We start from the raw sequence: 25,234 nt of genomic DNA, 5'->3' as shown, positions 1-25,234 counted from the left end.
CGCGGACTCAAGTGTTGCGAGGGGTTGCCTGTTGCTTATAAATCAATGGGTTGCATCGATTATTACCCGTATACCACCCGAAATCGGGGAACGATGCCAATTTTACCTGTTTAGCGTACCCCACATCTGAGCGATGGCCTCTTTGCCACTTGTAAGGGGAAACCCAGTCATTTTTATGTGGCTTATCGTTACGCGATGTCACATACTGTTGCTACAGTGGGCTCGGGTGAAAAATGCCCATGTGTTTGCTGTGGCCGATGTTGGATAGACCATAACGCGCAAGTATTGGAAGGAGCAGGCGGATGGAGCGGGTGATCATCATGGGAGGTACTGTTCTTGCGTGTATTTGTTACATGAACACAGTGCCTTATGGTTTGAGTGCACGAAGGGTGGGCCAATGAAGTTTTATATCGTTCGTATGGCCAGTGGTGTGCACTACATCGCCTCGGTGGTCAGTTCTTGTGCTGCATTCATGCAGGCCCAGGATGTTTTGGGGGAATTTGCCAGCAGTGCAAGACCGGTATGAGGCGGTTGCCGTGACTGGGAGACGGCGACAACGTCGCTGTGTGAAATGAAAAAAGCCACCTTTAAGGTGGCTTTTTTCATGGGTTTGGTGGTGGTGGGTGCTAACGGGGTCGAACCGCTGACCTACGCCTTGTAAGGGCGCCGCTCTACCAACTGAGCTAAGCACCCCACCGATGTCGTTAGTTTACAGCATCTTTGAGTGCTTTGCCAGGACGAAACTTAGGAATTGTGGCGGATTTGATGTTGATGGCCGCGCCAGTACGTGGATTACGGCCTGTGCGGGCTGCGCGTTGGCCCACTGCAAAGGTGCCAAACCCCACCAACGACACTGTGCCACCCTTCTTCAGGGTGGTCTTGACCGCATCAATGGTGCCTTCCAAAGCGCGGGCTGCAGCAGCTTTGGAGATGTCGGCGTGGTTGGCGATGTGCTCGATCAGTTCAGTTTTGTTCACAGGAACCTCTTGTTAGCAGAAGAGTAGTTTGGGGTGGCTTGGACTACCTGCCAATGGGGCATCCCACATGCAGACAGGTTGGGAGAAGTAGGAGATGGAATGGCGCCAAACACCTTGGAGGTGACATGATGGCGGCTATTCGCATGCAGAAAGCTGATGGCCTGACCAGACGGTGGCATCGGCCGCGGTTCTAGTCGTAATTGCTAATGCGTTATGTTGGATGGGGTACGGGTTGCATGTTGAGCCATGCTTGATGCAGGGCTTGTTGTGCTTGCGGTGGCAATACGCCCAGCCGCAGCCAGCCAGGCAGTCCGAAGGAGGTGCAGTCGCGTAATTGCACATCCTGCGCCCGCAGGTGGGTGAGCGCGGTGTGTAGTGTGTGAGTGGGTGGCCGAGCTACGAAATAGTTGGCCCTGCTGCCAGGCTCAATCTGCCAGCCCAATGTGGCACAAAGTGTTTGTTGGCTTTTTTTCCAATGACGCAGGGTGATCAAACTAGATGCCAACCAGTGCTGCGTGGTGGGCTGTGCCCAAGCGTGGAGCAGGGCGACACCGTGGGCACCCACGGGCCAAGAGGGGGCCAAAGCGATCAGCCGGGCCGCATCTTCTGCGCTGTGCAATGGTGCAATGGCATAGGCTGCCCGCACACCCGTCAAACCCAAGGCTTTGTTGGGTGTCCACAGCTGCCAGAGGTGATCCATGGGGGCGGGAGGTGGTGGGCAATGCAGCTGTAAGGGGCGATAGGCACAGTCCAGCACCCACCAGCGTCCAGACAGGGGCTGCGCTGTTTGTAGCATGGGGTCGGTCAATCCTTGTGGGCTGGATGGTTCGCACATCCAGTGCAGGTCTGCCGTTGTGGTATGGATATCTGTGCTGTTTGTCCAGTGTGTTGGGCGATGGTGAATGGACAAGCCCCAAGCCCGTGCAGCCTGTGCGTAATCACCATAACTGTGGGTGGGCAAAGAGACGGCTGTGGCACCGCACCGGGCGGCTAAAGTGGTAATGCGCCAGATGAATTCACTGGCACTGGCTGCCAGTACGATACGTTCGGGCCTGACTTGATGAAATTCGGCCAGTACTGTACGCAATGCGGTGTAACTGGGGTCTGGATAACGACTGGCATCGGCCTGTTGCACAGCCGCTAAGGCCTCAGGGCAAGGGCCACAGGCATTGCTGTTGGTAGAAAAATCCCAACGGGCGGGGCCACGGGCATCGGGACCGCCGTGGGGCGGAGGCTCCGCCAGAAAAGAAACAGGCAAAGAAGCGTTCACAGACAAGGCCTTCAATTTAGCAAATCAGCAACCACAGCAGTGCCAGCAGGCAGGGCACTGCAACGGCTACAGAGGCCAAGGTGCAGGCACGGAGGGTGTCGATAGCACTGGCGGCCTGGCCGCTGGCGTGGAGCTGGTAGACCCCAGGTTTGCCCAGCCGGATATGCAGCGCCAGCGCCATTGCGGCCATAGGCCAGCCGCTGTTGGGCGATGGGGTTTGCCGTGCTTCTCGTGCCAATGTCCGCAGGGGCAGACCACCAGCAGCCAAGGCGAATAAAGTCGCTGTTAGGCGTGCGGGCAGCCAAGAAAGCACATCATCCGCACGGGCAGCCCATTTGCCTGCCCATTGCCAATAACGGGCAGCAGGCCCCGTGCCGCGCAGGCCGGGGTAGCCCCACATGGCATCGGCGGTATTGGCCAGCCGGTACAGTGCGGCTCCGGGCAAGCCTGCCACCACAAACCAAAATAGCGGTGCGATGACTGAGTCGCTGAGGTTTTCTGCCAAGGACTCTATGGCCGATTCGCGCACCTGCACTGCATCCAAGGTGGTCACATCGCGGCTTACCAGCCAAGCCAATCGGGCACGACCTGCATCGAGCGATTGGCCCAAGGCCGCTTCGACGGCCTGCACTTCGTGGCGCAGCATTCGCCAAGACAGCAACGGCTTGAGCCACAGGCCCAGCAATGCCCCTGTGAGCAGGGGGGCGGCCGAACTATCGCGCAAAAAATGGAGGGTTGCCCATTGCAGCAGTGCATAACTGCCGCTAGCAACCGTGGCTAGCACACACCAAAGGATGGCAAACAACCAAAAGGAGCGCCAATCTGGCCCTACAGTGGCGGCGGTGGGTGCCAGCCGACGGCTGGCCCAACCCAGAGCGTGGCCCATCCAGACCACTGGATGCCAGCGTGCTGGAGGTTCTCCCCAGCAGTGGTCCACGACCAAAGCCACCAGCAGTGCCCAAAGAGCGATGTGGCTGCCGTTGTGACCGCTGGCCCACAACGGCCCCCACAGCCAATTTGCTTCAGGCATCCGCGTCTTTCAGGCCGTTGGAGAACAGTGCCGAGGGCGTATTCCATTGGTCATCAAATACCAACGAAGCCAGTGGCGCACGTTGCGCCCAACGCTCGCGTTGCAGCATCGGTTCGTGGTAGAACTCCTGCACTGGCCCTAAGCACAGCAGGGCGATGACTTCAGCCCCTAGAGGCAGTCCGAGCAACTGACCCAAGGCTGCTGGATCAAAGATTGAGACCCAGCCCATGCCCAACCCTTCGGCCCGTGCTGCCAGCCACAGGTTTTGAATGGCACAACTGGCCGAGGCCAAATCCATCTGGGGCATGGTGCGTCGGCCAAAAACGTGCTGCTCTCGGCCATCGGCCAGTGCTACCACCAGGAGTTCGGCGGCATCCAAGATGCCCTGCACCTTGAGGCGCATAAATTCTTCTTGGCGTTGCCCTAGGGCTTGGGCGGTCAGGATGCGTTCTTGCTCTACCAAATCATGCAGTGGCTGGCGCAGTGCAGCTTGGGTAATGCGGATAAAGCGCCACGGCTGCATAAAGCCCACGCTGGGGGCATGGTGTGCTGCTTGTAGCAGGCGCAGCAACACCTCAGGGGCTACATGGCCACCACAGAAGTGGCGCATATCGCGCCGCTCATGGATGGCACGGTACACCGCCAGCCGTTCGGCTTCGGTAAAAGCCTGTGCGTTGGGCATGGCTTCTGTGGTCGATTGCGGCATGGGTTTAATCCTCAATGCCACGCTGGGCAGGGATACCGGCTTGAAAGGCGTGTTTGATAAGTTTCATTTCGGTGACGGTGTCGGCCAGTTCCATGATTTCTGTGGGGCAGCGGCGGCCTGTGAGCACCACATGCACGTCTTGGGGGCGTTGGCGCAGGGTCTCGAGTACGCCGTCCAGTGGCAGCCAACCGTAAATCAGTGGGTAGGTGATTTCATCGAGCACCACCATGAAGTAATCCCCCGAAAGGATGGCGCTACGGGCTTTTTCCCAGCCATCACGGGCCAATTGCGCCGAATGCTCCAGATCTTGACTCTTCCAGCTAAAGCCATCGCCTAGCCCTTCGATAGGCAAGCCAATTTGCTCAAACATGCGGTGTTCGCCAAAGCGGGCGCTGGGCACCTTCATGAACTGGAAGATCTTGACGGCTTTGCCTCGGCCATGTGCGCGCAGCGCAAGGCCAAAGGCCGCAGTGCTTTTGCCTTTGCCATCGCCAGTGTGGACGATGGTCAGGCCTCGGCGCTCGCCGCTGGGTTTTTCGTAGCGTTTTTCGGTGGGAGGGGTTTCGAGTTGCATACAGTGCTCCAATCCAGAAAAATTAAAGGGCCAGCGTGCGCCGCTCCAAACAGGGCAGGGCTACCCACATGCCTGCTGCTTGCTGGATGTGGATGCGTTGGTCAAAGACTTGTTCTAAGGCTCTGTGGGTTGTGCTGTCGCTGGCGCTGCCGTGGTGGTGCAGGCGGCCATCGGCCACGATAGCGATGTCGTCTGCTTGCAGCGCCAGTGAGACCTCGTGCAGCACACTGACCACGGTATGGCCTTGGGCCACCAGATCACGCACCAACAACAGCCAATCGGCTTGGTGTGGTGGGTCTAGGTTGGCCAGCGGCTCATCCATCAGCAGTACTGGGGCTTGCACTGCCAAAGCGCGGGCTAACAACACCCGTTGGCGCTCGCCACCGGAGAGTTGGCCCAAGGCGCGCCCGCGCCAGTCCCATGCTTGGGTAGCGCGCAGGGCTTGCTCTACAGCGGTATGGTCGGCGGCACTGGGGGCGGCCAGCCATGCTTGGTGTGGCAAGCGGCCTAGCATAGCCACGTCATAAACGCTGAGGTCATCTGCTGCTGCCTCGTTTTGGCCCAGCCATGACAGGGTGCGAGCGCGTTCGCGCCGGGGCCAGTGGTGCAGTGGGCGGCCTAGCAGTTGCACTTGGCCCGAGCAGGGCAGCAAGCCAGCCAAAGCCCGCAACAGGGTGGATTTGCCCGCGCCATTGGGGCCAACCATGCTGGTCCACCGCCCGGCTGCCAACGATAGATTCAGGTCGTGCAAGATGGCACGTTGCCCGATTTGTACCCCTACGGCTTGGGCGTGCAAGGCGCAGAGAGGTGGTGTGCTCATCCCAGTCCTCCAGTGCGTCGGTGCATGAGCCAGAGCAAGTAAACCCCGCCCAATACAGCGGTGAGCACACCCACCGGCAGCTCTTGCGGTGCCATCAGACCACGGGCTAGCAAATCGGCACCGGCCAGCAGTACCGCCCCCATAGCACTGGCTAGCACCATCAGCCGGCCGTGGGGTACGGGAGCCACTGCCCGCACCAAGTGTGGTGCTGCCAAGCCCACAAAGGCGATCAATCCGGTTTGGGCTACGGCGGTGCCCGTTGCCAGCGCCAACACACCCACCAATGCAGCCCGCAAGGGGGCCAGCGGCAAGCCCAAACTGTGGGCTGTGGATTCGCCCAAAGCCAGCCCATCCAGCACCCGCGACAACGCCCAAGCGGCTAGCAGGCACAGCAGCCAAGTACCGGCCATGAGCAGACATGCCGTCCAGCCGACAAAGCCGGTAGAACCCAACAAAAAGGCTTGCATCGCTTGCATCGAATCGGGCGAGAGCAGCAAGATGAGTGAGGTCAGCGCCCCCAGCACAACACCAACAATTACCCCAGCCAACAACAGCCGCAAGGTGTGTTGTACCCCTCGTGCCAGCACCAGCGTGAGCACCACCGCCAGCACTGCTCCGGCAAAGGCGGCCCCGGTCAGGCCCAAGCGCACCAGCCAGTGCCCAGAAAACACCGACACCGCATAGCTGCCCATGCCCGTCCCTGCCATGCCGATACCCGATCCCATCAACGCCAAAGCCAAGGCCACCCCCAGTGATGCCCCTGAGGCACTGCCCAACAGATAGGGGTCGGCCAGCGGGTTGCGAAACAAGCCCTGGGCTACAGCACCCGCCAGCCCCAGCAAAGCCCCAGCGCACCACGCCCCCAGCGTACGGGGCAGGCGAATGTCCCAAATGATTTGCCAAGCCATGGTACGGCTGGCGGTGTCGGACTCATTGCCCCAGAGAGTGGGCCAAAGATTCTCTAGCCCAGTGCTGCCCACGGCAGTGCCCAATGGCAATAACAATAGGCTAGAACACAGCAGCGCCAGTGCCAACCAGCGCCCACGCGACGGCGGCGCACTCATCGGGTGGTGGCCTTGTCCGTCAGGCAACGGGCCATGAGGCGAGCACCTTCGGCCATGCGTGGGCCGGGGCGGATCAGCATATCAAACTCGGGTGGCGTAAAAACGCACAGACGTTGCTGTTGCAGTGCCTGCATGGCTTGCCAGCCGGGGCGTTGCGCCAGTCCTTCCACACTGCGTGCCCCCACCATGATCAAGTCGGGGTTGGCACGCACCACATATTCTGGATTGAGTTTAGGAAATGGTCCCAGCGCGGCGGGCAGGATGTTGCGTGCGCCCAAGCGGGTCAGGGTTTCGCCAATAAAGGATTGCATACCCGCACCATACGGCCCCCGGTTGACCTCAAAATAGACCCGCGCGTTGCGGGCCGCAACGGGCACCGATTGTGCTGCGGCCTGCACGCCAGCATCAATCACCCGCCACAGCCGTTGGGCATCGGGCACGGCCAGCACTTGACCAATTTTGCCCAGTACGCGCTGCACGTCGGCATGGCTTTTAGGCTCCAGTGCCACTACGGGCACTCCCAGCGATTCGAGCCGTGCTGCGCCACGCGAGGACGTAGCCATGAGAACAACATCGGGGCGCAGCGCCACAATGGCCTCAATGTTGGGGTCGAGACCACCGCCCACCTTGGGCAGTTTTTGTACGCTGGCAGGCCAGTCGGAGTAGCGATCTACGCCCACCAGCCGGTGGCATTGTTCTAGCGCGCAAACGGTTTCCGTCAGCGAGGGCAGCAAACTGACAATGCGTTGTGGGGGCCGAGCCAGCGTCACCGCATGGCCCCGATCATCTGTCAATGCAATCGGCTGGGCCTGCACACTGAGCACCGCTGCGCTCCAAGCCAACACCGCAGATAGTCGGGTCAAACTGCGTGGCAACCACTGCATGGCGTATCCTTGAGGGTCAGTGGCAAGCCTGCGGCCATGAGCGTGACGCGCTGGCAGGTTTGGGCCACTTGCTGGTTGAGCAGCCCCAGTGCATCGACAAAAGCCCGCACCTCGTGGCCCAGTGGGATTACGCCCAAGCCGATTTCATTGCCCACCAGTACTACTGGGCCGGGGGCTTGTGCCAGTGCAGCACCAAAAGCGGTGGCCTGTTCTTGCCAGGTTCCCAACGGGGCGGTGTCTGATGAAGCATCATGGGCGGGCATCAGCCAGTGGGTGAGCCAGAGGGTGAGGCAATCCACCACAATGAGCGTTTCTGGGCTGCTGTGTTGTTGCAGGGCTTGTGCCAGGTAGCGGGGCTCTTCGAGCGTGGTCATGCCCGGTACGCGTATGGCCCGATCTTGCTGGTGGCGCTGGATGCGCTCTTGCATTTCTGTATCCCACGCTTGGGCGGTGGCCAGCATGAGGGCATGGTGCAGGGGGGATTGATCCAGCCAATGGCGGGCCAATAGCTCGGCACGGCGGGATTTTCCGCTTTTTTGTCCTCCCAAGATTAGCTCGCTGCGGGCGATGGACAAGCTCATAAGTCCACCCCACCCAGCCAGCGGGCCACAGTGCGTGGGCTGGAGGCAAACCAAGCATGAAAATAGCTGGCGTGCAGGCTACCGTGTTGGTACAGGGCTTCGCCTTTGCTTTCCTCCACAGCTTGGCCGGGGCGGCTGCTGCGCGTGAGTACTGGCGCTGGACTGTCCAACCGCGAATAGTGAAAGGTGTGCCCACGCAGCACCCCTGTGTCAGTCGCCAGTTGCTGCATACCCAGCCCTGCCAGCCGTTTTTGCAACACGGCCTTACCGGGCAACAGCCCCCACAGAGGGGCAAACTGGCCATCGTGGCCGGTAATGCCTTCACACAGGGCCACCATGCCGCCACACTCGGCCCAGATGGGCTTGCCTGCGCCCCAGTGGGCGCGCAAGTCCTCTTGCACGGCATGATTGGCCATCAAGGCCGCAGCGTGCAGTTCGGGGTAGCCACCGGGCAGCCACACCGCATCGCAGGGTGGCAAGCCCTCTCCGGCCAAAGGGGAGAAAAACACCAGTTGCCCGCCCATCGCACGCAGGCAGTCCAGATTGGCTGGGTAAATAAAGCTGAATGCCGCATCGCGTGCCACGGCCACAGTGCAGCCTTGCAGCCAAGTCTGTACCTCTTCTGGCGCTGGCTTGGCGGCTGGCGCAGCAAAATCCGCCGCCCATGCTTGCCATTGTTCCCAGCTACGCTGGCCCAACGGCGTCTGTGCCAGTGCATCGGCCACGGCATCGAGCCGTTGCAGCGCATCGCCCAATTCATGGGCGGCCACCAAGCCCAAATGGCGTTCGGGCAGCAGCGAGCTGTCTCCTGCCGGGGTGACTTTTTGCAAAGCCCCTTGCCACAAGGCAGGGTCGCGCAGCCCCGCTCGGAGCAAATCAGCATGGTGTTCCGTAGCGACGCGATTGGCCAGCACCCCGGCCCAGCGCAAGCCCGGCTGGTAATGCACTAAACCATAGACCAAGGCGCCAAAAGTGGTGGACATGGCTCCCGCATCTAGCACCGCCAGCACCGGAATATTCAGCCGCTGTGCCAATTCGGCGGCGCTGGGGCTGCCATCAAACAAGCCCATCACCCCTTCAATCAAGATCAGATCGGCCTCTTGGGCGGCGTCATGGAGCCGGGCCGCCACATCTTCGGGGCCAGTCATCCAACCATCGAGTGAATGCACGGGGGCACCACTGGCGAGCTCATGCCAGTGCGGATCGAGAAAGTCTGGCCCACACTTGAACACGCGCACTTTGCGCCCCTGGCGGCTGTGCAAACGTGCCAAAGCGGCAGTGAGGGTGGTTTTGCCCTGCCCCGAGGCTGGGGCAGCTATCAACAGTGCGGGGCAGCGGGTGCTCATTGGGGCGTCCATTTCAGGCCTACATACAGGCTACGCCCTGGGGTGGCATAGCTGCGGGCAAGCTGGTAATCTTTGTCGGCCAAGTTGTCAATGCGTGCCAGCAAAGTGAAGTTGCGTGCCATGCGCGTGCTGGCATACAGGTTCCAGAGGGTGTAGCCCCCCAGTCGGGTAGTGTTGGCAATGGTGTCAAATCGCTGGCCCGAGGCTTGCATTTCTGCGCCCAGATTCCAGCCTGCCCATAGGGTATCGGCGCCCAAGGTGGCATGGCGTTTGGCCCGGCGTGCCAGCTGTTTGCCGGTGTCTAAATCACGGGGGTTTTGCCAGTCCACTGAGCCGCGCCACTGCACCCCAGCCAGCCGGTAGGAGCCTGCCACCGTCACGCCTTCGTATTGGGCGCGGGCGGTGTTGGCGTAGCAGCCAAAATCAGAAGCACAAGCACCCGTCCCTACGAAGGAGATCAAATTGCGTACCCGGTTGCGGTAGGCCGTCACTGAGAAAGTGCTGCTTTTTTCAGCCCAACGCAGGCCAATTTCGGCGTTGCGGCTTTTTTCTGGTTGCAGTGTGGCGACACCGTACTCGCTAAAACGCTGGTACAGAGTGGGCGCCCGAAACGCTGTGCCCACCGAGGCTGTGGCTCGCCATTGGGGGGTGAGGGCATAGCCATAGGCCAAACTCCCTGTGTTCTGACCCCCAAATTCACTGTCGTTGTCGTGGCGGGCATTGAGCTGTACGGTATGCCCCCCTGCGTTGTAGCCATAACCCAGTGCAACCCCATCCTGTGAACGTTGGCGGTCTAGCGTGACCCCCCAAGCATCCAAAGCTGGGTTGTAGAGCTGGTCTTCGCGGCGCTCGAGGGCTGCGTTAAAGCGATGTGCGCCCCATTGGTAATCGTGCTGCCATAGGTAGCCACGCAGTGTGGTTTCTGTCAGGTAGGGCGAAGGCGTGGTTTCGTAGCGGCTGGCCGCCTCCGTCACAGAGAGACGCGTGCGGTACGCCTCACTCCATTGCGCCTGCCAGCTCAAACCCGCCGTGCGCAGGCGATGCAAATTGCGGTCATCGGCAGGCGCAGCAGGGGTGTAGCTGAAAGCGTCGTAATCAGAGTGGAGCCGTTGCGCCAGCAGGGTGGCATCCAAACGGTGTTGCGTGTTGATGCGCAGGCCTAGGCGGGCATTGGCCGATGTGCTGCGGTAGCCATCGCGGTCTGGGTGGTGGCTGCCGCTGGTTTTGGTATCAAAACCATCGCTAGTGGTACGGTGCAGGCCCAGTGCATAGTCCAAGGCACCATCGGTGCCAGTGCTGCCACTGATGCCCGCCTCTATTTTGCGTGTGCCTTGGCTGCCCAAACCTACCCCAACCATGGGTTGGGCTGGGCCTTCGCCCTTGCGGGTAAATAATTGGATCACGCCAGCAATAGCGTCTGAGCCATACACGGCCGCTGCCGGGCCACGCAATACCTCAATGCGCTCCATCTGTGCCAACGGAATCTGTTCCCATTGTGCGCCACCCGTCGATTGGGAGTCCACCCGTACGCCGTCGATATAGACCGCTGTGAAGCGCGATTCAGCCCCACGCACAAACACACTGCTGGCATTGCCAGGGCCACCATTGCGCGAGATTTCTAAGCCCGGCAGCCGGGCCAGCACATCCGCCAACACACTGGCACCACTAGATTCAAGCGTTTCGCGATCCACAATGGAGACGTCGGCCACCAAGTCGGCCAAAGGTTGTGGCGTGCGGGTTGCCGTGACCACCACATCAGACAGCGAGGGTGTGTGCAGGTTCTGTGCCAATAGCAGTGGGCCTGGGGCATCTGAGGTTTGTTGTGCGTGTGCAGACAGTGCAGACAACAGGGCACAGGCCCAAACCACAGGGCGCACATTCAGGGCAACGCTGGGGCAGCCTGGGACGGTAGAGATCTTCATGGGAACACAATCAGAATGCAACCCGTGCTGGCTTCCCCGCCAGCGTTGGGTGATACAGCCACACTAGCCACCAAGGCTATGTGCGACCACCGTGTTGGCCGGTATCCGGGCTGGCGGAGCACCCTTCAGCGCCTTCCCAGTGCTTGTTCAAGGCATCCAGTGGCGTGTGGCTGAAGAGAGAGTGGCATGGACTCGTCCGCTGACCGTTGCGGGGGCAGCGCAGGCTCGGCAGCCCCCTTGATGGGGGCTTTCCTCCCTGCTTCCCGTTGAACTTCGGCATGTGAACCACACCAAGAGCACCAACGGCGCGGATTCTACGGCGCTTTGGCCACTGGCAACCCTACAATTGCAGGCATGGCCCCCTTGCAAACCATCGATCTCATCACCGCGCGTGTGGAGCACCTGCTCCAACGCCTGACCCAGTCTCAGCAGACTCAGCAGCAGCAGGCGCAACAGCTGGCCGATTTGGCCCGTGATCGACAGGCGCTGGAAAAGATACGCGAGCAACAAGCTGAACAGATAGTGCGGCTACTGGAAGAGCACGATATGCTCGTCCAGGCCCATACGGCCCTGCAAGAGGATGGACTGCGGCAAGAGGCCAAGAGCCTACATCTGGAGCAGGAGCGCGATGCCTTGCAGAAAGTCCACGCCGCCCAAACAGAACAATTGGTCGCCTTGACCCGTCAGCATGAAGAATTGCTGCGCAATACGGCACCCCAAACAGAAAAACTGGCGGCTTTGCACAAGGAGCATGCCGCCTTGCAGCAGGCCCATGCGGCCTTGCAGCAGACCAGCACCGAGCAGGCCACCCAAGTGACTGCCTTGCGCCAAGAGTGCCAAACCTTGCAACAGGCAGGGCAGGCACAACTGGCACAAATTGCTGCCCTTACCCAGGAGCGCGACACCTTGCAACAAACCAGCACTGGGCAGGCCGAGCAGATCAGCGCCCTCACCCGTGAGCATGACATGCTCAAATCCCGCCTGCAAACGGCCCGCTCCCGCATGGATGCTTTGATGGAAACCTTGCCAGCCAGTCCCGCAGAGAAAGAGGGTGGCGCATGATGATGAAGAAAATCGAGGTGCAGATCATGCAGCAGAGCCTGCTGCTGAGTTGCCCTGAAGGTGGCGAAGCCTACCTGCGGGAAGCCGCCGCACGGGTAGACAAGGCCATGACCCAGATCCGTGACGGTGGCAAGGTGCGGTTGCGTGAACAAATTGCTGTGCAGGCGGCTATCAATCTGGCTTTTGAGATGGTCAAGGCGGCGGTAGCCGAAAAGACGGCCCTGACGCGCGCTGAACAGGCAGAAGCTGCTGCGGCCAATGCACTGGTGCAAGCCCAAGAGGCGGCTATCTTGGCACAAAGCGTCTCTGGCCCCGAAATGCAGGCCAAGTGCCAGGCCTTGTTGGAGCGCCTCGATACGGCACTGCAAGACGGCACCACACCCGGTTGAGGTGTGGTGGCTGTGGTGGGCCAGCGCCTATGGCCGCCCAGTACCGCTACAATCGGCCTGTCTGCGGTGCTGCTGGGCTTTATATTTCCTTGAACCAATGCTCATTGAGCCTGGGCTTGGTACATTGCCCGGTGAGCGTGATCGTCTCGCGTCAGATGAACCCAACACCTGGCTGCCCTTGCCCCCCTGAACCCCCGGTTCAGGATGCAGGTTCGGTGGCACTGGCAGACACCTTCATTGTCTTGCCCTCCCCAGTCTGTATCGTGTCTGGGGCACTCCCAGCAGCCTCTGGTCAGGCGGGCCTGCTCCCCTTGATCCCCCCCCCCACCATTTATGTTCGATACCCTGCTAATTGTTGAGTTGGCCTTGCTGGGCCTGTGTACGGGCTTTTTTGCCGGACTGCTCGGTATTGGTGGCGGCATGATGTTGGTGCCTTTTCTGACCTATTTTCTGACTGAGCGGGCTGTATCTCCTGATTTGGCCGTCAAGATGGCCATTGCCACGGCGATGGCTACTATTTTGTTTACATCTATCTCCAGTGTGCGTGCGCACCACCGCCGTGGTGCTGTGCGTTGGGATTTGGTTCAGCGGTTGGCCCCCGGTATCGCTTTGGGAGGGATGGCGGCCAGCTTGGGGGTGTTCTCCTTGCTTAAAGGGTCTTTTTTGGCACTGTTTTTTGGGGTCTTTGTGGGTTTTTCTGCATTGCAGATGTTCCGTGACCGCAAACCAGCACCATCCCGACAAATGCCAGGGGTGGCAGGACAGGTAGCCGCTGGCAGTGGCATTGGTTTTTTGGCTGGGTTGGTGGGGGCTGGGGGGGGGTTTATCAGCGTGCCCTTCATGACTTGGTGCAACGTGCCCATCCACAATGCTGTGGCTACCAGCGCCGCCTTGGGTTTTCCGATTGCAGTGTTCAACGTGGCTGGTTATGTGCTGGGGGGCTTTTCGGTGCCCGGTCTACCTGCACATTCCATGGGTTATGTGTGGTTGCCAGCTTTGGGCGTAATTGCCGCGTGCAGTGTATTCACGGCCCCTCTGGGCGCTCGTGCGGCCCACAGTTTGCCTGTGCGCCAACTCAAGCGGGTTTTTGCCAGCTTATTGCTGGTGCTGGCGGTTTATATGTTTTGGAAGGGATATGCCGCGTTGTAACGCAACCGGGCCATCAACTGCACCACAGTTCTGGCCCATGGGTGGCATCAAGCCACAGTGCCCATAAGGCCACACCACAGAGCAAAATGCCTGCCAGTCGTGTGCCACGGTCGCCATGCACCTTGAGGCGCTGGCGTAAACGCAGCCACAGCCACGGCCCTGCCACCAGCCACAGGCCACTGCCCACGGCAAACAGGGCCATAGTGATGGCACCCGACACTGCACTGCCACTGAGAGAGGCCACTAACAAGGCCGAGTAAAGCAGACCGCAGGGCATCAAGGCCCACAGAAAACCTGTTGCAAACACGCCCCCCGGTTTAGCCACCACAGGCCGCACCCGCTGCCAGAGGCTCCGTCCGGTTTGTTCTACCCAAGCGGGTTGGCGAGCCAACACCACCATCATCAACCCCCAAGCCAGCACGCCCACATGCAGCATCGTCCAAGCCGGGCGCAAGGCCGCACTTTGCACTGTGAGCCAAGCCAAACTTTGCATTGCTACTGCGGCCAGAGCGCCCACAGCGGCATAGCCGAGCAGACGGCCAAGGTGGTAAGCCCATACACGCCGCTGGTGTTGTGGTGGAGCGCCCTGCCAATGCACGGGCTGTTCGGGGGGGGTGTTGGTGCCTGCACCCACCACGGCACCGCAAGGGGCTGCGCACATAGCCAAACAATGCGGCCCACCGACCAGCCCCATGAGCAAGGCCGTCCAGGCCACTGAAAAAAGCATCATCTTCAGATGATGCGGGAAAACCGTGTTCGGTTCCGGTCGGCCTGCAAATACCGGTCAAAAGTCATGGCAATACCTCGTACAAAGTACCAGCCCATCTCTGTGACTTGCACCCCATCGGCGTTGAAAATCACCAACCCTTGGCCGGCCATTTCTTGTAGCACGCCTAGCTCGACGGCAAAATACTGGCGAAAATCAATCAGCCAAGCGGCTTCTAAGGGCTCAAACAGCAGCTCGCCTTGGCACATCAAGGCCATGATGACAGCACGGCGCACCAAGTCGTCGCGTGTCAAGGCTAAGCCTCGCACGATGGGCAGACGACCTTGGTTCAGGTGGTCGTAGTATTCGTCCAGAGTTTTGGCATTTTGGCTGTAGGTGGCACCCACACGCCCAATGGCCGATACGCCCAGTGCAATCAGATCGCAGTCGGGTTGGGTGCTGTAGCCCTGAAAATTGCGGTGCAGGCGTCCTTGGCGCTTGGCTACGGCCAACGCATCATCGGGCAACGCAAAATGATCCATGCCCACATACACATAGCCCGCTGCACTAAAAGCCTCTAATGAGCGTGCCAACATGGCGACCTTGGCAGAGGCCATTGGCAAATCGGCCCATACGATGCGCCGCTGTGGCTTGAAGCGTTCGGGCAGGTGGGCATAAGCATACAGCGCGATGCGATCGGGGCGCAACTGCGCCACTTGGGCCAAGGTGCGCTCAAACGATGCAGGTGTTTGGCGTGGCAGGCCGTAAATCAGGTCGATGTTGATGGAGGCGAAACCCAAGGCGCGTGCCGCATCTACCAGTGCAAACACCTGTTCGGCAGGTTGGATGCGGTGTACGGCCTTTTGGACTTCGGGGTCAAAGTCTTGCACGCCAAAGCTCAGGCGGTTAAAGCCCAGTTCGGCCAGCAAGGCCAGCCGCCCGGCATCTACTGTGCGCGGGTCAATCTCGATGGAGTACTCCCCATCGGGAGCCAACGTAAAGTGGCTGCGCAACATCGCCATCAGTTCGCGCAGACCTTCATCTGACAAGAAGGTGGGCGAGCCACCGCCCAGATGCAGCTGGCTCACTACTTGGCCTTTGCCACAATGGGCGGTATGCAGTTCTACCTCACGGCTGAGGTAGCGCAGATAGACTTCCGCCCGGTCGTGGTGCCGGGTGATAATTTTGTTGCAGGCGCAGTAGTAGCACAGCGATTCACAAAAAGGGATGTGCACATACAACGACAGTGGCAGCGCCTTGGCCGATGTTCCCACGCTGCGTTGTTGCAACGCGAGCACATAGTCGTTGGCACCAAAAGCCTCCACAAAGCGATCTGCCGTTGGGTAAGAGGTGTAACGCGGTCCGGGCACATCAAACCGGGTCAGCAATTCGGGGGAAACAACGGTCATGGGAAAATTCCTTAAGTGCCAATGCACTGTGCCGTAAATGGGCCAGACAGGCGTTGACGTCTGTCAAGAGCAAACACCAAAGGCGCACTGTGTTGGCAGCAGTGGGGGATGGGCGATAATTTGAACATGTCCACTATCTTTCCCGCCCCAGCAATGCCTTACTGCGCAATCGGGTCAAGGGGATGGCAGTGTGGCTGATTTATCTGAAGTAGCTCCGAGTCGCCATGAATCCACACACCATCAAAGTCGCCTGTTCCAACTGCAACTTGCGCGAGCTTTGCATGCCGCTGGGATTGACGGATGCACAAATACAACGCATTGACGAAGTAGTGGCTACCCGGCGCAAAATCAAGCGTGGTGGCACTTTGTTTCGCAATGGCGAGGCATTTACCTCGCTGTATGCCATTCGCACAGGGTTTTTCAAAACCTGTGTGGCTACCGAGGACGGGCGCGATCAGGTCACTGGCTTTCAGATGGCAGGCGAAGTCATCGGTCTGGATGGCATCGTCAATGACCGACATACCTGCGATGCCATTGCATTGGAAGATGCAGAGGTTTGCGTTATGCCCTTTGACCGGATTGAAGAGCTTTCGCGTGAGGTCACGGCCTTGCAAAGCCATGTCCACAAAATCATGAGCCGTGAGATCGTACGCGAGCACGGAGTGATGTTGTTGCTGGGCAGCATGCGGGCTGAGGAGCGTTTGGCAGCCTTTTTGCTCAATTTGGTACAGCGTCTGCACGCCCGTGGTTTTTCGCAGTCAGAACTGGTGTTGCGCATGACCCGCGAAGAGATTGGTAGCTATTTGGGCCTGAAGTTAGAGACCGTTAGTCGCACTTTCTCCAAGTTTGTGGAAGATGGCATCGTAGAAGTGCGTCAGCGCCATGTGCGCATTCTTAGCACCGATGCGCTCAAACGCATTGTCAATAACCAACAAGCTTGCCATTGAGCACTGCGCCGTATCTGAGGCAGGCTATTGGTTGGGTTTCTGTCATAGTTTGTGGCAAAAAAAGCGCCCCTCCCCTTGGAAAGCCCTTTTTTTCCCAGTAGCATCGCTCCAGCCAGTGGAGAAACTGGTTTTCGCTGGTTCACACTGCCCGTTATTCACAAGGAAACCCAACATGGCAACTCCCAAAAAAGCCCCGGCCAAGGCCGCTCCCGCTGCTGCCGCCAAACCCGAAAAGGTTGTAAAGGCCGGCAAGGCTGCAGCCGCTCCCGCTGCTGAAGCGGCTGCGCCTGCTGCCAAAAAGCGCACTCCCAACGCGGCTTTCATGAAGCCCCTGACCCCCAGCGCCGAACTGGCCGCTGTGGTGGGTGCGGCTCCCCTGCCCCGCACAGAGATCATCAGCAAGCTGTGGGCCTACATCAAAGAGCACAAGCTCCAAGACGAAGCCAACAAGCGCAACATCAACGCCGATGCCAAGCTCAAGAAGGTGTTTGGCAAGCCCCAAGTTTCGATGTTCGAAATGGCTGGTCTGATCGGCAAGCATGTGAAATAAGCGTTCGCACGCTTTGCACACCAGGTCGGCTTTGCCGGCCTTTTTTTTGCCTGAACTTTACTTATGAATGAGAATACTTGTTATTTGATTTAAGATTGACAGTTCGACGATGCACAGCCAATTTTTCTAGCCACTGCTTCGTACCTGTATCGGCACCAATGGTGGTGCCGATGGCAATGACCTATCTACGGAGGCCCAATTGGCAAAGAAACCCGCACCGCATTTGCAAAAAACAACCCCCATGCCCGAGTTGCAGCCCGCTGTGCTGTCGGGCCGTATGGCCGCAGGTTTTGACAAGCCTTTGCTCCCCCTGGGTGCCTTGATGTTGGCGACTTCGATGGGCAGCTGGGCGCAGACCAACGAGGCGCCCAGTGCCACCTTGCCTGCGGTGACAGTGCGTGAAGCGGTGCAAATCCAAAGCAAAGACACTTTGCAGGTCAAAAAGACCACCATTGGTAAAGGCCAGCAAGAACTGCGCGACATTCCGCAAAGCGTCACGGTGTTTACTGAGCGCCTGATGGACGACCGTAACCAAGACGACTTCCGTGAAGTGCTGCGCACCACTTCGGGGGTGACTTTTCAGGCAGGCGAAACCGGCGAAGAAGATGTGCGTTTGCGCGGCTTCTCTTTGGGCCAGGCAGGAGACATCTACATTGATGGCATGAAAGATGCCCCACTGTACGAGCGCGACACTTTCAACAACGACCGGGTAGAAGTGCTCAAAGGCTCTGCTTCCATGTTGTTTGGCAAGGGCTCGACGGGTGGCGTGGTTAACCAAGTCAACAAGGCGCCATTGTTGATGGATCAGCACGAAGCCAGTTACACCATTGGCACGGGCAATGAACACCGCGTGACGGGCGACTTTAACTTCAAGACGGGAGAAAACGCAGCCCTGCGCGTCAATGCCATGGTGCACAACGCCGACAACCACGGTGCTACGCAGAAAAAGCGTGGCATTGCGCCCACCTTCAGTTGGGGTATTGGCACCCGTGATGAGTTCTCAGTCGGGCTGTACTATTTGGACATTCAGGGGCGTCCTTCGTACAACCATCCTTGGTTTTTGGACAACGGCGTGATCGTCCCATCGTTGCCTGCCAAGAATTACTATGGCCTCAACAGTGATTATTTGAACACTTCGGCCAAGTATGTCACGCTGTCGCATATTCACCGTTTTGATGATCGTGGCGAGCTGAACACCCGTTTGCGCCACGGCACCTATGAACGCGATTTGTGGGCCAGTGTGATTCGCTTTGGCACGGGCACCACGCTAGAAAACATCAATAGCAGCACGGTGGTCTCTCGTACCCCTAAGGGTCGGGTGGGCAGTAGCGATTTGACGCAACTGCAAAGTGATTACACCAACACCTTCGACTGGCTGGGTAAGAAGCACGCACTGATTGCCGGGGTAGATGTTTACCACGATGACGCTGATCGCAACCAGAACTTTGCTGGAACTCCCAGTGGCTTGAACACGACGGTAGGCACACCCAACAATGGCGACTGGCGTGCAGACACCCGTGGCGTGCCAGCTTACAACAGCTTCACGGCGCGCAATGTGAGTTTGTACGCACAAGACACGATGAGCCTGACATCTGCGTTCAAGTTGGTGGCAGGTTTGCGTTATGACCACTTCAAGGCGTCGTACCACACCAGTACCGACTTGAGCCACGCCCGTTCCGATGATCTCTGGAGCCCACGCATTGGTGCTTTGTATCAGCCCAATGATCTGGCTTCGTACTATGTGTCGTATGGCACTTCGTACAACACGTCGGGCGACACTTACCAGTTTGGCAACCCGAATGCTGGCACAGAAAAAACAGCCAATACCCCCGCAGAGAAAAGCCGCAATTTTGAAATTGGTGGCAAGTTTGAACTGTTTGAAAAGCGTGCCAGCCTAGGGGTGGCCGCGTTCTACAGCGAGAAATACAACGAACGCAACACCGACCCTGATACCGCATCAACCCAGCAATTGTTGTCGGGCAAGCGCCATGCCACAGGGATGGAGTTCAACTTGGCCGGGCGTGTGACACCGCGTTGGGAAGTGTTTTATAACCACACTTGGATCCCCAGCGCCAAGATTGACGAAAGCAATGTGGTTTTGGCCGCCAACGGTGGGGGTGCCCAGGTCAAGGGCGACCGCCCTGGCCTGACGCCCAAGCACAGCGGCAGCTTCTGGACAACCTACGCCGTGACACCACAGTTGCGTGTGGGGGCTGGCTTGAACTACCGTGGCAAGCAAAATCCGGAAGGCTCGCGTGCAGTGGTGGCCGACAGCTTTGTCACGGCTGATGCGATGGTGGAATACAGCTTCAACGAGAAAACCTCGCTCAAGCTCAACATCACCAACTTGAGCGACGAGTTGTATGCCGATAGCCTGTACCGTGGGTTCTATGCGCCCGGTGCTGCCCGTGCGGTGCAACTGACGCTCAAGACCCGTTTCTAAGCGGTATCTTCTACACAACGCACTGTCTGCCCCGTATGTTTTTGCATCTGAAAAATATCCTGACTCCGCAAGAGGTTCAGACTGCTCGCACTTTGTTGGGCGATGATGCCCCTTGGCGAGACGGGCGCAGCAGTGCGGGGGGACAGGCGCTGGCGCACAAGCGCAACGAACAATTGGCCCAAGACAGCACCCAAGCGCAGCAATTGCGTGCCTTGGTGCTGGCCGCGTTGCAGCGCGATGCCTTGTTCTTTTCAGCGGCCCTGCCCAAGAAGATTTTTAACCCGCTGTTCAATCGTTACAGCGGCGACAGCAACTTTTATGGCAACCATGTGGATGGTGCTGTGTTGCGCTCGCATTACCCTGAGCAATGGGTGCGTAGCGACTTGTCGTGCACGATTTTTCTGGCTGAGCCACAAGAGTATGACGGTGGTGAATTGCTCATTCGTGAGGCCCAAGGAGAGCGGGCCATCAAATTGCCTGCGGGTGATATGGTGCTGTATCCCAGTTCTACCGTACACCAAGTGGCGCCGGTCACACGGGGTGCCCGCATTGCCAGTTTTTTCTGGATTGAGAGTATGGTGCGCTCGCTTGAGCAGCGCCAGTTGTTGTTTGACATGGACATGGACTTGCTGCGCTTGCGCGCTGCGGTGGGCGAAGGCGCGCCTGCTGTAGTGGGCCTGACGGGCACCTACCACAACCTGCTGCGCATGTGGGCTGATGTCTAACGCCCGATGATGCACACCTTGAAACGCCAATCGGTGCCTGCGGGCATTGTCAATTTGGCCGACCACGAGCAATTAGCCCAACAACGCCTTGACGATAACGCTTGGGCCTATTTTGGCGGTGGTGCCGGTGATGAAATCACCTTGCAAGCCAATCGCACAGCGTGGGATGCTTGGAGGCTGCAACCACGTGTGTTGCAGCGTGTGGCAGGTGGGCATACCCGGGTTGCCTTGTTAGGGCGCACGCTGGCCCATCCAATTATGTTGGCCCCAGTGGCTTTTCAGCGGCTGGCCCATGTGGATGGTGAAGTGGCTACCGCCTATGCTGCTGCCGCTTTGGGGGCAGGTATGGTGTTGAGCACCCAAGCCAGCACACCGCTGGAAACGGTGGCCGATGCTTTTCTGGCAGATCCGGGCCGTGGTGCTCTCTGGTTTCAACTGTATTTACAGCATGATCGGGGCTTTACCCGTGCTTTGGTGCAGCGGGCTGAGGCTGCCGGCTATGAAGCCTTGGTATTGACAGTGGATGCCCCCGTCAGTGGTATTCGTGACCGGGAGCGTCGGGCGGGGTTTCAGTTGCCCCCCGGCATTCGTGCTGTCAATTTGGATGGCTTAGCCCCGCGCCCAGCACGGCCCTTGCAGGGCGGACAAAGTGCTTTATTCCATGATCTCTTGCACGATGCCCCTACTTGGGAAGATGTGCAATGGCTGCAATCCATTACCCGTTTGCCGGTACTGCTCAAGGGTGTGCTCCATCCGGAGGATGCCCGACAAGCTGCGGCTATTGGTGTGGCGGGTCTGGTGGTTTCTAACCACGGTGGACGCACGCTAGACACCGCTATCACCACAGCCCAAGCCTTGCCTGCTGTAGTGCAGGCTGTAGAGGGGCGCTTGCCTGTGTTGGTCGATGGTGGCATTCGCCGAGGCACTGACGTGTTCAAGGCGCTGGCGCTGGGGGCCAGTGCGGTGCTGGTGGGGCGGCCGGCCATTCATGGGCTGACCAACGCGGGGGCAGCGGGGGTGGCCCATGTGCTGCGCCTGTTGCGTGATGAGTTGGAAGCCACGATGGCGCTGATGGGTTGCGCTACGTTGGCGGACGTGGCTGCTGTTTCTTTGCCTATGCCTCCTTTGGGCATTCGATGAAATCCCATCTTGATGGCATAGACTTTATTGAATGAGAAAAATTCTCATTTATAATCAGGCTGTCTTTTAACTGCCAGTCTTGATTTGGTGTTTTGCCATGATCGTTTGTGTCTGCCGCCGTGTCTCTGACCGTGAAATCGCCCGCCATGCCCATGCAGGGATGGGCTTTGACGACATCCAGTTCGAGCTGGGTGTGGCTACCCAATGTGGCCGCTGTGAGGGCTGTGCCCGAGAGGTGGTGGCGCAGTGCCATGCCAGTCGACCTGTGGCCGCTTTGCACAATATGTTGGCCGCCCCCCATTCCCATGGGGCTGGGGTGTGATGCGCCATGATGCTGTCCATCTTGGCAGGAAGTGCCCTGTTGGTAGTGGTTTCTGCTTGGTGGATATTTCACCGTTGAGCAGGTGCCACGGGGTTTGAGTTTCATATTGGCTTTGGGTGCTGGCCGTTATTGATGGTTCTATGTCTTCTTCTGATCGTTTTGCTTTTCCTGCCGTTTCTGCGCGCCATGCATTCATTGCTTCTGGCGTGGTGTTGGCCCATGCCGTCGGGTTATGGACTTTAGAGGCCGGGTTATTGCGCAAGGCGGTTCCACAAGACGTGGTGGTGCCTGCGGAAGTGGTGGCCGAGGTGATCGTTGCGGCACCTCCACCAGCACCTCCCCCCCCGGCACCGCCAGCACCAAAAACACCGCCCTTGCCCCGTCCGGCGGTTGTCAAAACACCAGTGCCTCGGCCTGCACCGGCACCTATGCCGTTGCCTGTGGCTCAAGCCCCTGCCACCCCCAATGCCCCTGTGGTGCAGGCCAGTGAGGCCGTGCCAACGCCTGCACCCGCAGCACCTGCACCAGTAGCGCCACCGGCCCCTCCAGCACCGCCTGCTCCACCGGCACCGCCCCGGATTGAATTGCCGTCAAGCCATGCCGCCTATCTGCAAAATCCGGCCCCAGCCTATCCTGCCATCAGCAAGCGCATGGGCGAGCAAGGCAAGGTTGTGCTGCGTGTGCTCATTGGTGCTGATGGTCTGCCACAGAAAGTGGAATTACAGCAATCGAGTGGCTATGACCGATTGGATCGCCAAGCCCAAGAGGCCGTGATGCGCTGGCGCTTTGTGCCAGGCAAGCGCAACGGCGTGCCCGAGACCATGTGGAATCTGGTGCCGATCAATTTTGTTCTCGAATAATCAAATCCATCGTCAGGAGTTTTCATGGAATCGCAATTTGGCTTGGCCCACGTCTGGATGCAGGGTGACTTTGTGACCCGTTTGGTCGCGGTACTGCTGCTGGGCATGTCGCTGGCATCGTGGATTGTCATCATCGTCAAGGCGCTGGACATCATGAAATTCAAGAAACACGCACGGGCTGCCTTGGGTTTTTGGCACAGTGAAGATTTTGCCGCCGGGTTGGAAAAGCTCGGTGCTGATCCAGCCAATCCTTTTCGCCAGTTGGCCATTGAGGGGCGCGAGGCCACTGCCCACCACCGCAATACCAAAGGCCAGTTGCACGACAGCTTGGATGTGAGTGATTGGGTCACGGGCTGCCTGCGCAACAGCATTGATGAGTTCACGGCCCGTCTGCAATCGGGGCTGGCTATTTTGGCCTCGGTGGGTTCTACGGCCCCTTTTATTGGTCTGTTTGGCACGGTTTGGGGCATCTACCATGCCTTGATTGCCATTGGTGCTTCGGGCCAATCTACGATTGACAAAGTGGCTGGCCCTATTGGTGAGGCGCTCATCATGACGGCACTGGGGTTGGCTGTAGCCATTCCAGCCGTGCTGGGCTACAACGCACTGGTGCGAGGAAACAAGTCCATCCTGAATCGTCTGAATAGCTTTGCCCATGACCTCCATGCTTATTGCGTGACGGGTGCGCGCGTTTCTGGCAACACCGAGGCAGCAGGCAATGTCCATGCCTTGAAGAAAGGAGCTTGAGCATGGCGTTTGGAACCCAGGACGACACCGATGAGGTGATGAACGAGATCAACATGACACCGTTGGTGGACGTCATGCTGGTGTTGCTTATCATTTTCATCATCACCGTGCCGGTGATGAAGCATTCGGTGAATGTAGATTTGCCCCGTGCCAGCAATCAGCCCGAACTCATCAAACCCGAAACGGTGCGCCTGAGCGTAGCGGCAGATGGCGCTTATTTTCTCAATGGCGCACCAGTAGAGGATGCGGAGCTGGAGGCGATGTTGAAAACCGAAGCCGCCAAAGAGCCGCAGCCTGACTTGCATATCCGGGGCGATAAAACCGTGCGTTATGAGCGTGTAGCCCAAGCGATGGCTAGCGCCCAACGGGCCGGGGTGCGCAAAATCGGCTTTGTCACAGATCCCCAGTAACCCTTGCTTTGGAGTATGAAGACCATGTACGCCGCCAGTCTGACCAGTGCTTCGCCTTATTTTGCTGTGGCCTTGGGCGCGACCCCCCAAGATTTGCCTACCTCTGCCGCTTTGGAGGGACATGGCGCAGCGCCACAGGATACCTTGGACAGCCGAGACTTATTGCAAGGCCGCAAGACGGTGACTATTGCACACAATGGCAGTGTGTACCGTTTGCAGGCCACCCGTTTGGGTAAATTGATTTTGACCAAGTAGGTTTCATCGTGGGGCGACTCCCGGGTTTGTTGCAAGCCCGTCAGGGTCGTTTTGGCCAGCCAACGGTTTTTTGCCGCGTAGCCAGGCTTTTTTTCCATGGGAACTTTGTGGGATGGGGTGAATCAACTGTATTGATTCTTGCCACGATTTGTGGGGGTATTGACTCTTGCAGGAAAGTCCCCACCTAGAATCCAGACGCCTGCGCTGTGCAGGTCACTCAGGAGCATATCGATGAACGACCGCGTTTCCACCCTCTACTCCTCTGCGGACTATGGCTACGGCATTTCGCAGGAGCAGCGCCACAAGGTGCTGCGCAATACTTATTGGTTGTTGGCCTTGAGCTTGGTGCCCACCGTGTTGGGTGCTTGGGTGGGGGTGGCTACTGGCATTACCTCCATGCTGGGCGGCATGATGGGCATGATTGTGTTCATGGCGGGTGCCTTCGGTTTTATGTTTGCCATCGAAAAAACCAAGCATTCCGCGATGGGCGTTCCCGTGTTGTTGGCTTTTACCTTCTTCATGGGCTTGATGTTGTCACGTCTGATTGGTTCGGTGCTGGGTTTCAAAAATGGCTCCGAACTGATCATGACTGCTTTTGCAGGCACTGCTGGGGTATTTGTCGTGATGGCTAGCTTGGCTAGCGTTATCAAGCGTGATTTGTCTGGTATGGGCAAATGGTTGATGGTGGGCACTTTGGTGTTGATGGCGGGTGCCGTTATCAACGTGTTTGTTGGTTCTAGTGCAGGCATGATGGCTATTTCGGTGGCCGCCATTGGCATTTTCAGTGCCTATATGCTGTATGACCTCAAGCAAATCATTGATGGTGGCGAAACCAACTACATCAGCGCCACCTTGGCACTGTATATGGACATCTTTAATGTATTCCAGAGCTTGTTGGCACTGCTGGGTATCTTTGGTGGTGAGCGCGAATAAAATTTTTCGAAAA

28 protein-coding genes, 1 tRNA gene and 1 riboswitch are annotated in these 25,234 nt (G+C 58.6%); of the genes, 14 read left to right on the top strand and 15 right to left on the bottom strand.

The annotated features are described in order from the left end of the window. Positions 1-435 precede the first annotated feature (435 nt). The 13 genes from ACYVB2_RS07130 to ACYVB2_RS07070 all read right to left on the bottom strand — a co-directional run bounded on the left by ACYVB2_RS07130 (position 436) and on the right by ACYVB2_RS07070 (position 11,174). The gene (locus tag ACYVB2_RS07130) at positions 436-606 is read right to left on the bottom strand and encodes a hypothetical protein (protein WP_382430101.1); all 171 of its coding nucleotides are present in this window, start codon (positions 604-606) and stop codon (positions 436-438) included. A gap of 11 nt (positions 607-617) precedes the next feature. Then, positions 618-693: transfer RNA gene (locus ACYVB2_RS07125), tRNA-Val, on the bottom strand. Between the two features lie 11 nt (positions 694-704). Then, positions 705-977, bottom strand: coding sequence for an HU family DNA-binding protein (locus ACYVB2_RS07120; RefSeq protein ID WP_382430103.1), 273 nt, complete (start codon positions 975-977; stop codon positions 705-707). Positions 978-1,188: 211 nt separating this feature from the next. Further along, positions 1,189-2,247: an aminotransferase class I/II-fold pyridoxal phosphate-dependent enzyme gene (locus ACYVB2_RS07115; protein ID WP_382430105.1), complete on the bottom strand. Its 1,059-nt coding sequence runs from the start codon at positions 2,245-2,247 to the stop codon at positions 1,189-1,191. Between the two features lie 16 nt (positions 2,248-2,263). Further along, positions 2,264-3,277 carry an adenosylcobinamide-phosphate synthase CbiB gene (gene cbiB, locus ACYVB2_RS07110; RefSeq protein WP_382430107.1) on the bottom strand — a complete coding sequence of 338 codons (1,014 nt, stop codon included), beginning with the start codon at positions 3,275-3,277 and terminating at the stop codon, positions 2,264-2,266. Further along, a complete protein-coding gene (gene bluB, locus ACYVB2_RS07105; protein WP_382430109.1) occupies positions 3,270-3,983 on the bottom strand; it encodes a 5,6-dimethylbenzimidazole synthase in 714 nt (237 codons plus the stop codon). The genes cbiB and bluB overlap by 8 nt, the downstream gene beginning before the upstream one ends. Before the next feature lie 4 nt (positions 3,984-3,987). Continuing rightward, on the bottom strand, positions 3,988-4,557 hold the full coding sequence (gene cobO / locus ACYVB2_RS07100) for a cob(I)yrinic acid a,c-diamide adenosyltransferase (RefSeq protein ID WP_382430111.1): 570 nt from the start codon (positions 4,555-4,557) through the stop codon (positions 3,988-3,990). Positions 4,558-4,579: 22 nt separating this feature from the next. Then, a complete protein-coding gene (locus ACYVB2_RS07095) occupies positions 4,580-5,377 on the bottom strand; it encodes an ABC transporter ATP-binding protein (RefSeq protein WP_382430113.1) in 798 nt (265 codons plus the stop codon). Next, positions 5,374-6,441 carry a FecCD family ABC transporter permease gene (locus tag ACYVB2_RS07090; RefSeq protein WP_382430115.1) on the bottom strand — a complete coding sequence of 356 codons (1,068 nt, stop codon included), beginning with the start codon at positions 6,439-6,441 and terminating at the stop codon, positions 5,374-5,376. The genes ACYVB2_RS07095 and ACYVB2_RS07090 overlap by 4 nt, the downstream gene beginning before the upstream one ends. Next, entirely contained in the window at positions 6,438-7,325 is an 888-nt protein-coding gene (locus tag ACYVB2_RS07085) for an ABC transporter substrate-binding protein (RefSeq protein WP_382430117.1), read from the bottom strand. Before ACYVB2_RS07085 ends, ACYVB2_RS07090 begins: the two co-directional genes overlap by 4 nt. Then, positions 7,301-7,906 (bottom strand): bifunctional adenosylcobinamide kinase/adenosylcobinamide-phosphate guanylyltransferase, encoded by a 606-nt coding sequence (locus ACYVB2_RS07080; RefSeq protein ID WP_382430119.1) that lies wholly within the window; start codon positions 7,904-7,906, stop codon positions 7,301-7,303. Before ACYVB2_RS07080 ends, ACYVB2_RS07085 begins: the two co-directional genes overlap by 25 nt. After that, positions 7,903-9,252, bottom strand: coding sequence for a cobyrinate a,c-diamide synthase (locus ACYVB2_RS07075; RefSeq protein WP_382430121.1), 1,350 nt, complete (start codon positions 9,250-9,252; stop codon positions 7,903-7,905). The genes ACYVB2_RS07080 and ACYVB2_RS07075 overlap by 4 nt, the downstream gene beginning before the upstream one ends. After that, a complete protein-coding gene (locus ACYVB2_RS07070) occupies positions 9,249-11,174 on the bottom strand; it encodes a TonB-dependent receptor domain-containing protein (protein ID WP_382430123.1) in 1,926 nt (641 codons plus the stop codon). The genes ACYVB2_RS07075 and ACYVB2_RS07070 overlap by 4 nt, the downstream gene beginning before the upstream one ends. A gap of 79 nt (positions 11,175-11,253) precedes the next feature. Further along, positions 11,254-11,493, bottom strand: a riboswitch (cobalamin riboswitch). A 35-nt stretch (positions 11,494-11,528) separates the two neighbouring features. On the opposite strand from ACYVB2_RS07070, the gene ACYVB2_RS07065 reads away from it, so the two are divergent. The 3 genes from ACYVB2_RS07065 to ACYVB2_RS07055 all read left to right on the top strand — a co-directional run bounded on the left by ACYVB2_RS07065 (position 11,529) and on the right by ACYVB2_RS07055 (position 13,774). Further along, the gene (locus ACYVB2_RS07065) at positions 11,529-12,236 is read left to right on the top strand and encodes a hypothetical protein (protein WP_382430125.1); all 708 of its coding nucleotides are present in this window, start codon (positions 11,529-11,531) and stop codon (positions 12,234-12,236) included. Between the two features lie 2 nt (positions 12,237-12,238). After that, the gene (locus ACYVB2_RS07060) at positions 12,239-12,625 is read left to right on the top strand and encodes a cell division protein ZapA (RefSeq protein ID WP_382430502.1); all 387 of its coding nucleotides are present in this window, start codon (positions 12,239-12,241) and stop codon (positions 12,623-12,625) included. Positions 12,626-12,958: 333 nt separating this feature from the next. Further along, positions 12,959-13,774, top strand: coding sequence for a sulfite exporter TauE/SafE family protein (locus ACYVB2_RS07055; RefSeq protein WP_382430127.1), 816 nt, complete (start codon positions 12,959-12,961; stop codon positions 13,772-13,774). Between the two features lie 13 nt (positions 13,775-13,787). Here ACYVB2_RS07055 and ACYVB2_RS07050 read toward each other — a convergent pair whose 3' ends face one another. Then, positions 13,788-14,501 carry a sulfite exporter TauE/SafE family protein gene (locus tag ACYVB2_RS07050; protein WP_382430504.1) on the bottom strand — a complete coding sequence of 238 codons (714 nt, stop codon included), beginning with the start codon at positions 14,499-14,501 and terminating at the stop codon, positions 13,788-13,790. A 5-nt stretch (positions 14,502-14,506) separates the two neighbouring features. Continuing rightward, on the bottom strand, positions 14,507-15,889 hold the full coding sequence (gene hemN, locus ACYVB2_RS07045; RefSeq protein WP_382430129.1) for an oxygen-independent coproporphyrinogen III oxidase: 1,383 nt from the start codon (positions 15,887-15,889) through the stop codon (positions 14,507-14,509). 224 nt (positions 15,890-16,113) lie between these two features. Between hemN and fnr the strand changes: the two genes are divergently transcribed. From fnr to ACYVB2_RS06990, 11 genes are all read left to right on the top strand, one after another. Then, positions 16,114-16,836, top strand: a complete 723-nt coding sequence (gene fnr / locus ACYVB2_RS07040) for a fumarate/nitrate reduction transcriptional regulator Fnr (protein ID WP_382430131.1) — start codon at positions 16,114-16,116, stop codon at positions 16,834-16,836. A gap of 172 nt (positions 16,837-17,008) precedes the next feature. After that, positions 17,009-17,386 (top strand): SWIB/MDM2 domain-containing protein, encoded by a 378-nt coding sequence (locus tag ACYVB2_RS07035; protein ID WP_460535860.1) that lies wholly within the window; start codon positions 17,009-17,011, stop codon positions 17,384-17,386. A gap of 277 nt (positions 17,387-17,663) precedes the next feature. After that, positions 17,664-19,829 carry a TonB-dependent receptor gene (locus ACYVB2_RS07030; RefSeq protein WP_382430506.1) on the top strand — a complete coding sequence of 722 codons (2,166 nt, stop codon included), beginning with the start codon at positions 17,664-17,666 and terminating at the stop codon, positions 19,827-19,829. Between the two features lie 35 nt (positions 19,830-19,864). Continuing rightward, the gene (locus ACYVB2_RS07025) at positions 19,865-20,554 is read left to right on the top strand and encodes a Fe2+-dependent dioxygenase (RefSeq protein WP_382430135.1); all 690 of its coding nucleotides are present in this window, start codon (positions 19,865-19,867) and stop codon (positions 20,552-20,554) included. A gap of 9 nt (positions 20,555-20,563) precedes the next feature. Further along, positions 20,564-21,694 carry an alpha-hydroxy acid oxidase gene (locus ACYVB2_RS07020; protein WP_460535857.1) on the top strand — a complete coding sequence of 377 codons (1,131 nt, stop codon included), beginning with the start codon at positions 20,564-20,566 and terminating at the stop codon, positions 21,692-21,694. A 97-nt stretch (positions 21,695-21,791) separates the two neighbouring features. Next, entirely contained in the window at positions 21,792-22,016 is a 225-nt protein-coding gene (locus ACYVB2_RS07015) for a (2Fe-2S)-binding protein (protein WP_382430139.1), read from the top strand. Positions 22,017-22,156: 140 nt separating this feature from the next. After that, the gene (locus ACYVB2_RS07010) at positions 22,157-22,876 is read left to right on the top strand and encodes an energy transducer TonB (protein WP_382430141.1); all 720 of its coding nucleotides are present in this window, start codon (positions 22,157-22,159) and stop codon (positions 22,874-22,876) included. Between the two features lie 24 nt (positions 22,877-22,900). Continuing rightward, the gene (locus tag ACYVB2_RS07005; protein WP_382430143.1) at positions 22,901-23,623 is read left to right on the top strand and encodes a MotA/TolQ/ExbB proton channel family protein; all 723 of its coding nucleotides are present in this window, start codon (positions 22,901-22,903) and stop codon (positions 23,621-23,623) included. 2 nt (positions 23,624-23,625) lie between these two features. Further along, complete coding sequence (locus ACYVB2_RS07000) at positions 23,626-24,033, top strand: ExbD/TolR family protein (protein ID WP_382430145.1); 408 nt, start codon at positions 23,626-23,628, stop codon at positions 24,031-24,033. A 24-nt stretch (positions 24,034-24,057) separates the two neighbouring features. Further along, a complete protein-coding gene (gene hemP, locus ACYVB2_RS06995; protein WP_382430147.1) occupies positions 24,058-24,288 on the top strand; it encodes a hemin uptake protein HemP in 231 nt (76 codons plus the stop codon). A 231-nt stretch (positions 24,289-24,519) separates the two neighbouring features. Beyond that, a complete protein-coding gene (locus tag ACYVB2_RS06990; protein ID WP_382430149.1) occupies positions 24,520-25,221 on the top strand; it encodes a Bax inhibitor-1/YccA family protein in 702 nt (233 codons plus the stop codon). Positions 25,222-25,234 lie beyond the last annotated feature (13 nt).

This window comes from Giesbergeria giesbergeri (assembly GCF_054779375.1).
This window is presented reverse-complemented; position numbering and strand designations above follow the sequence as displayed.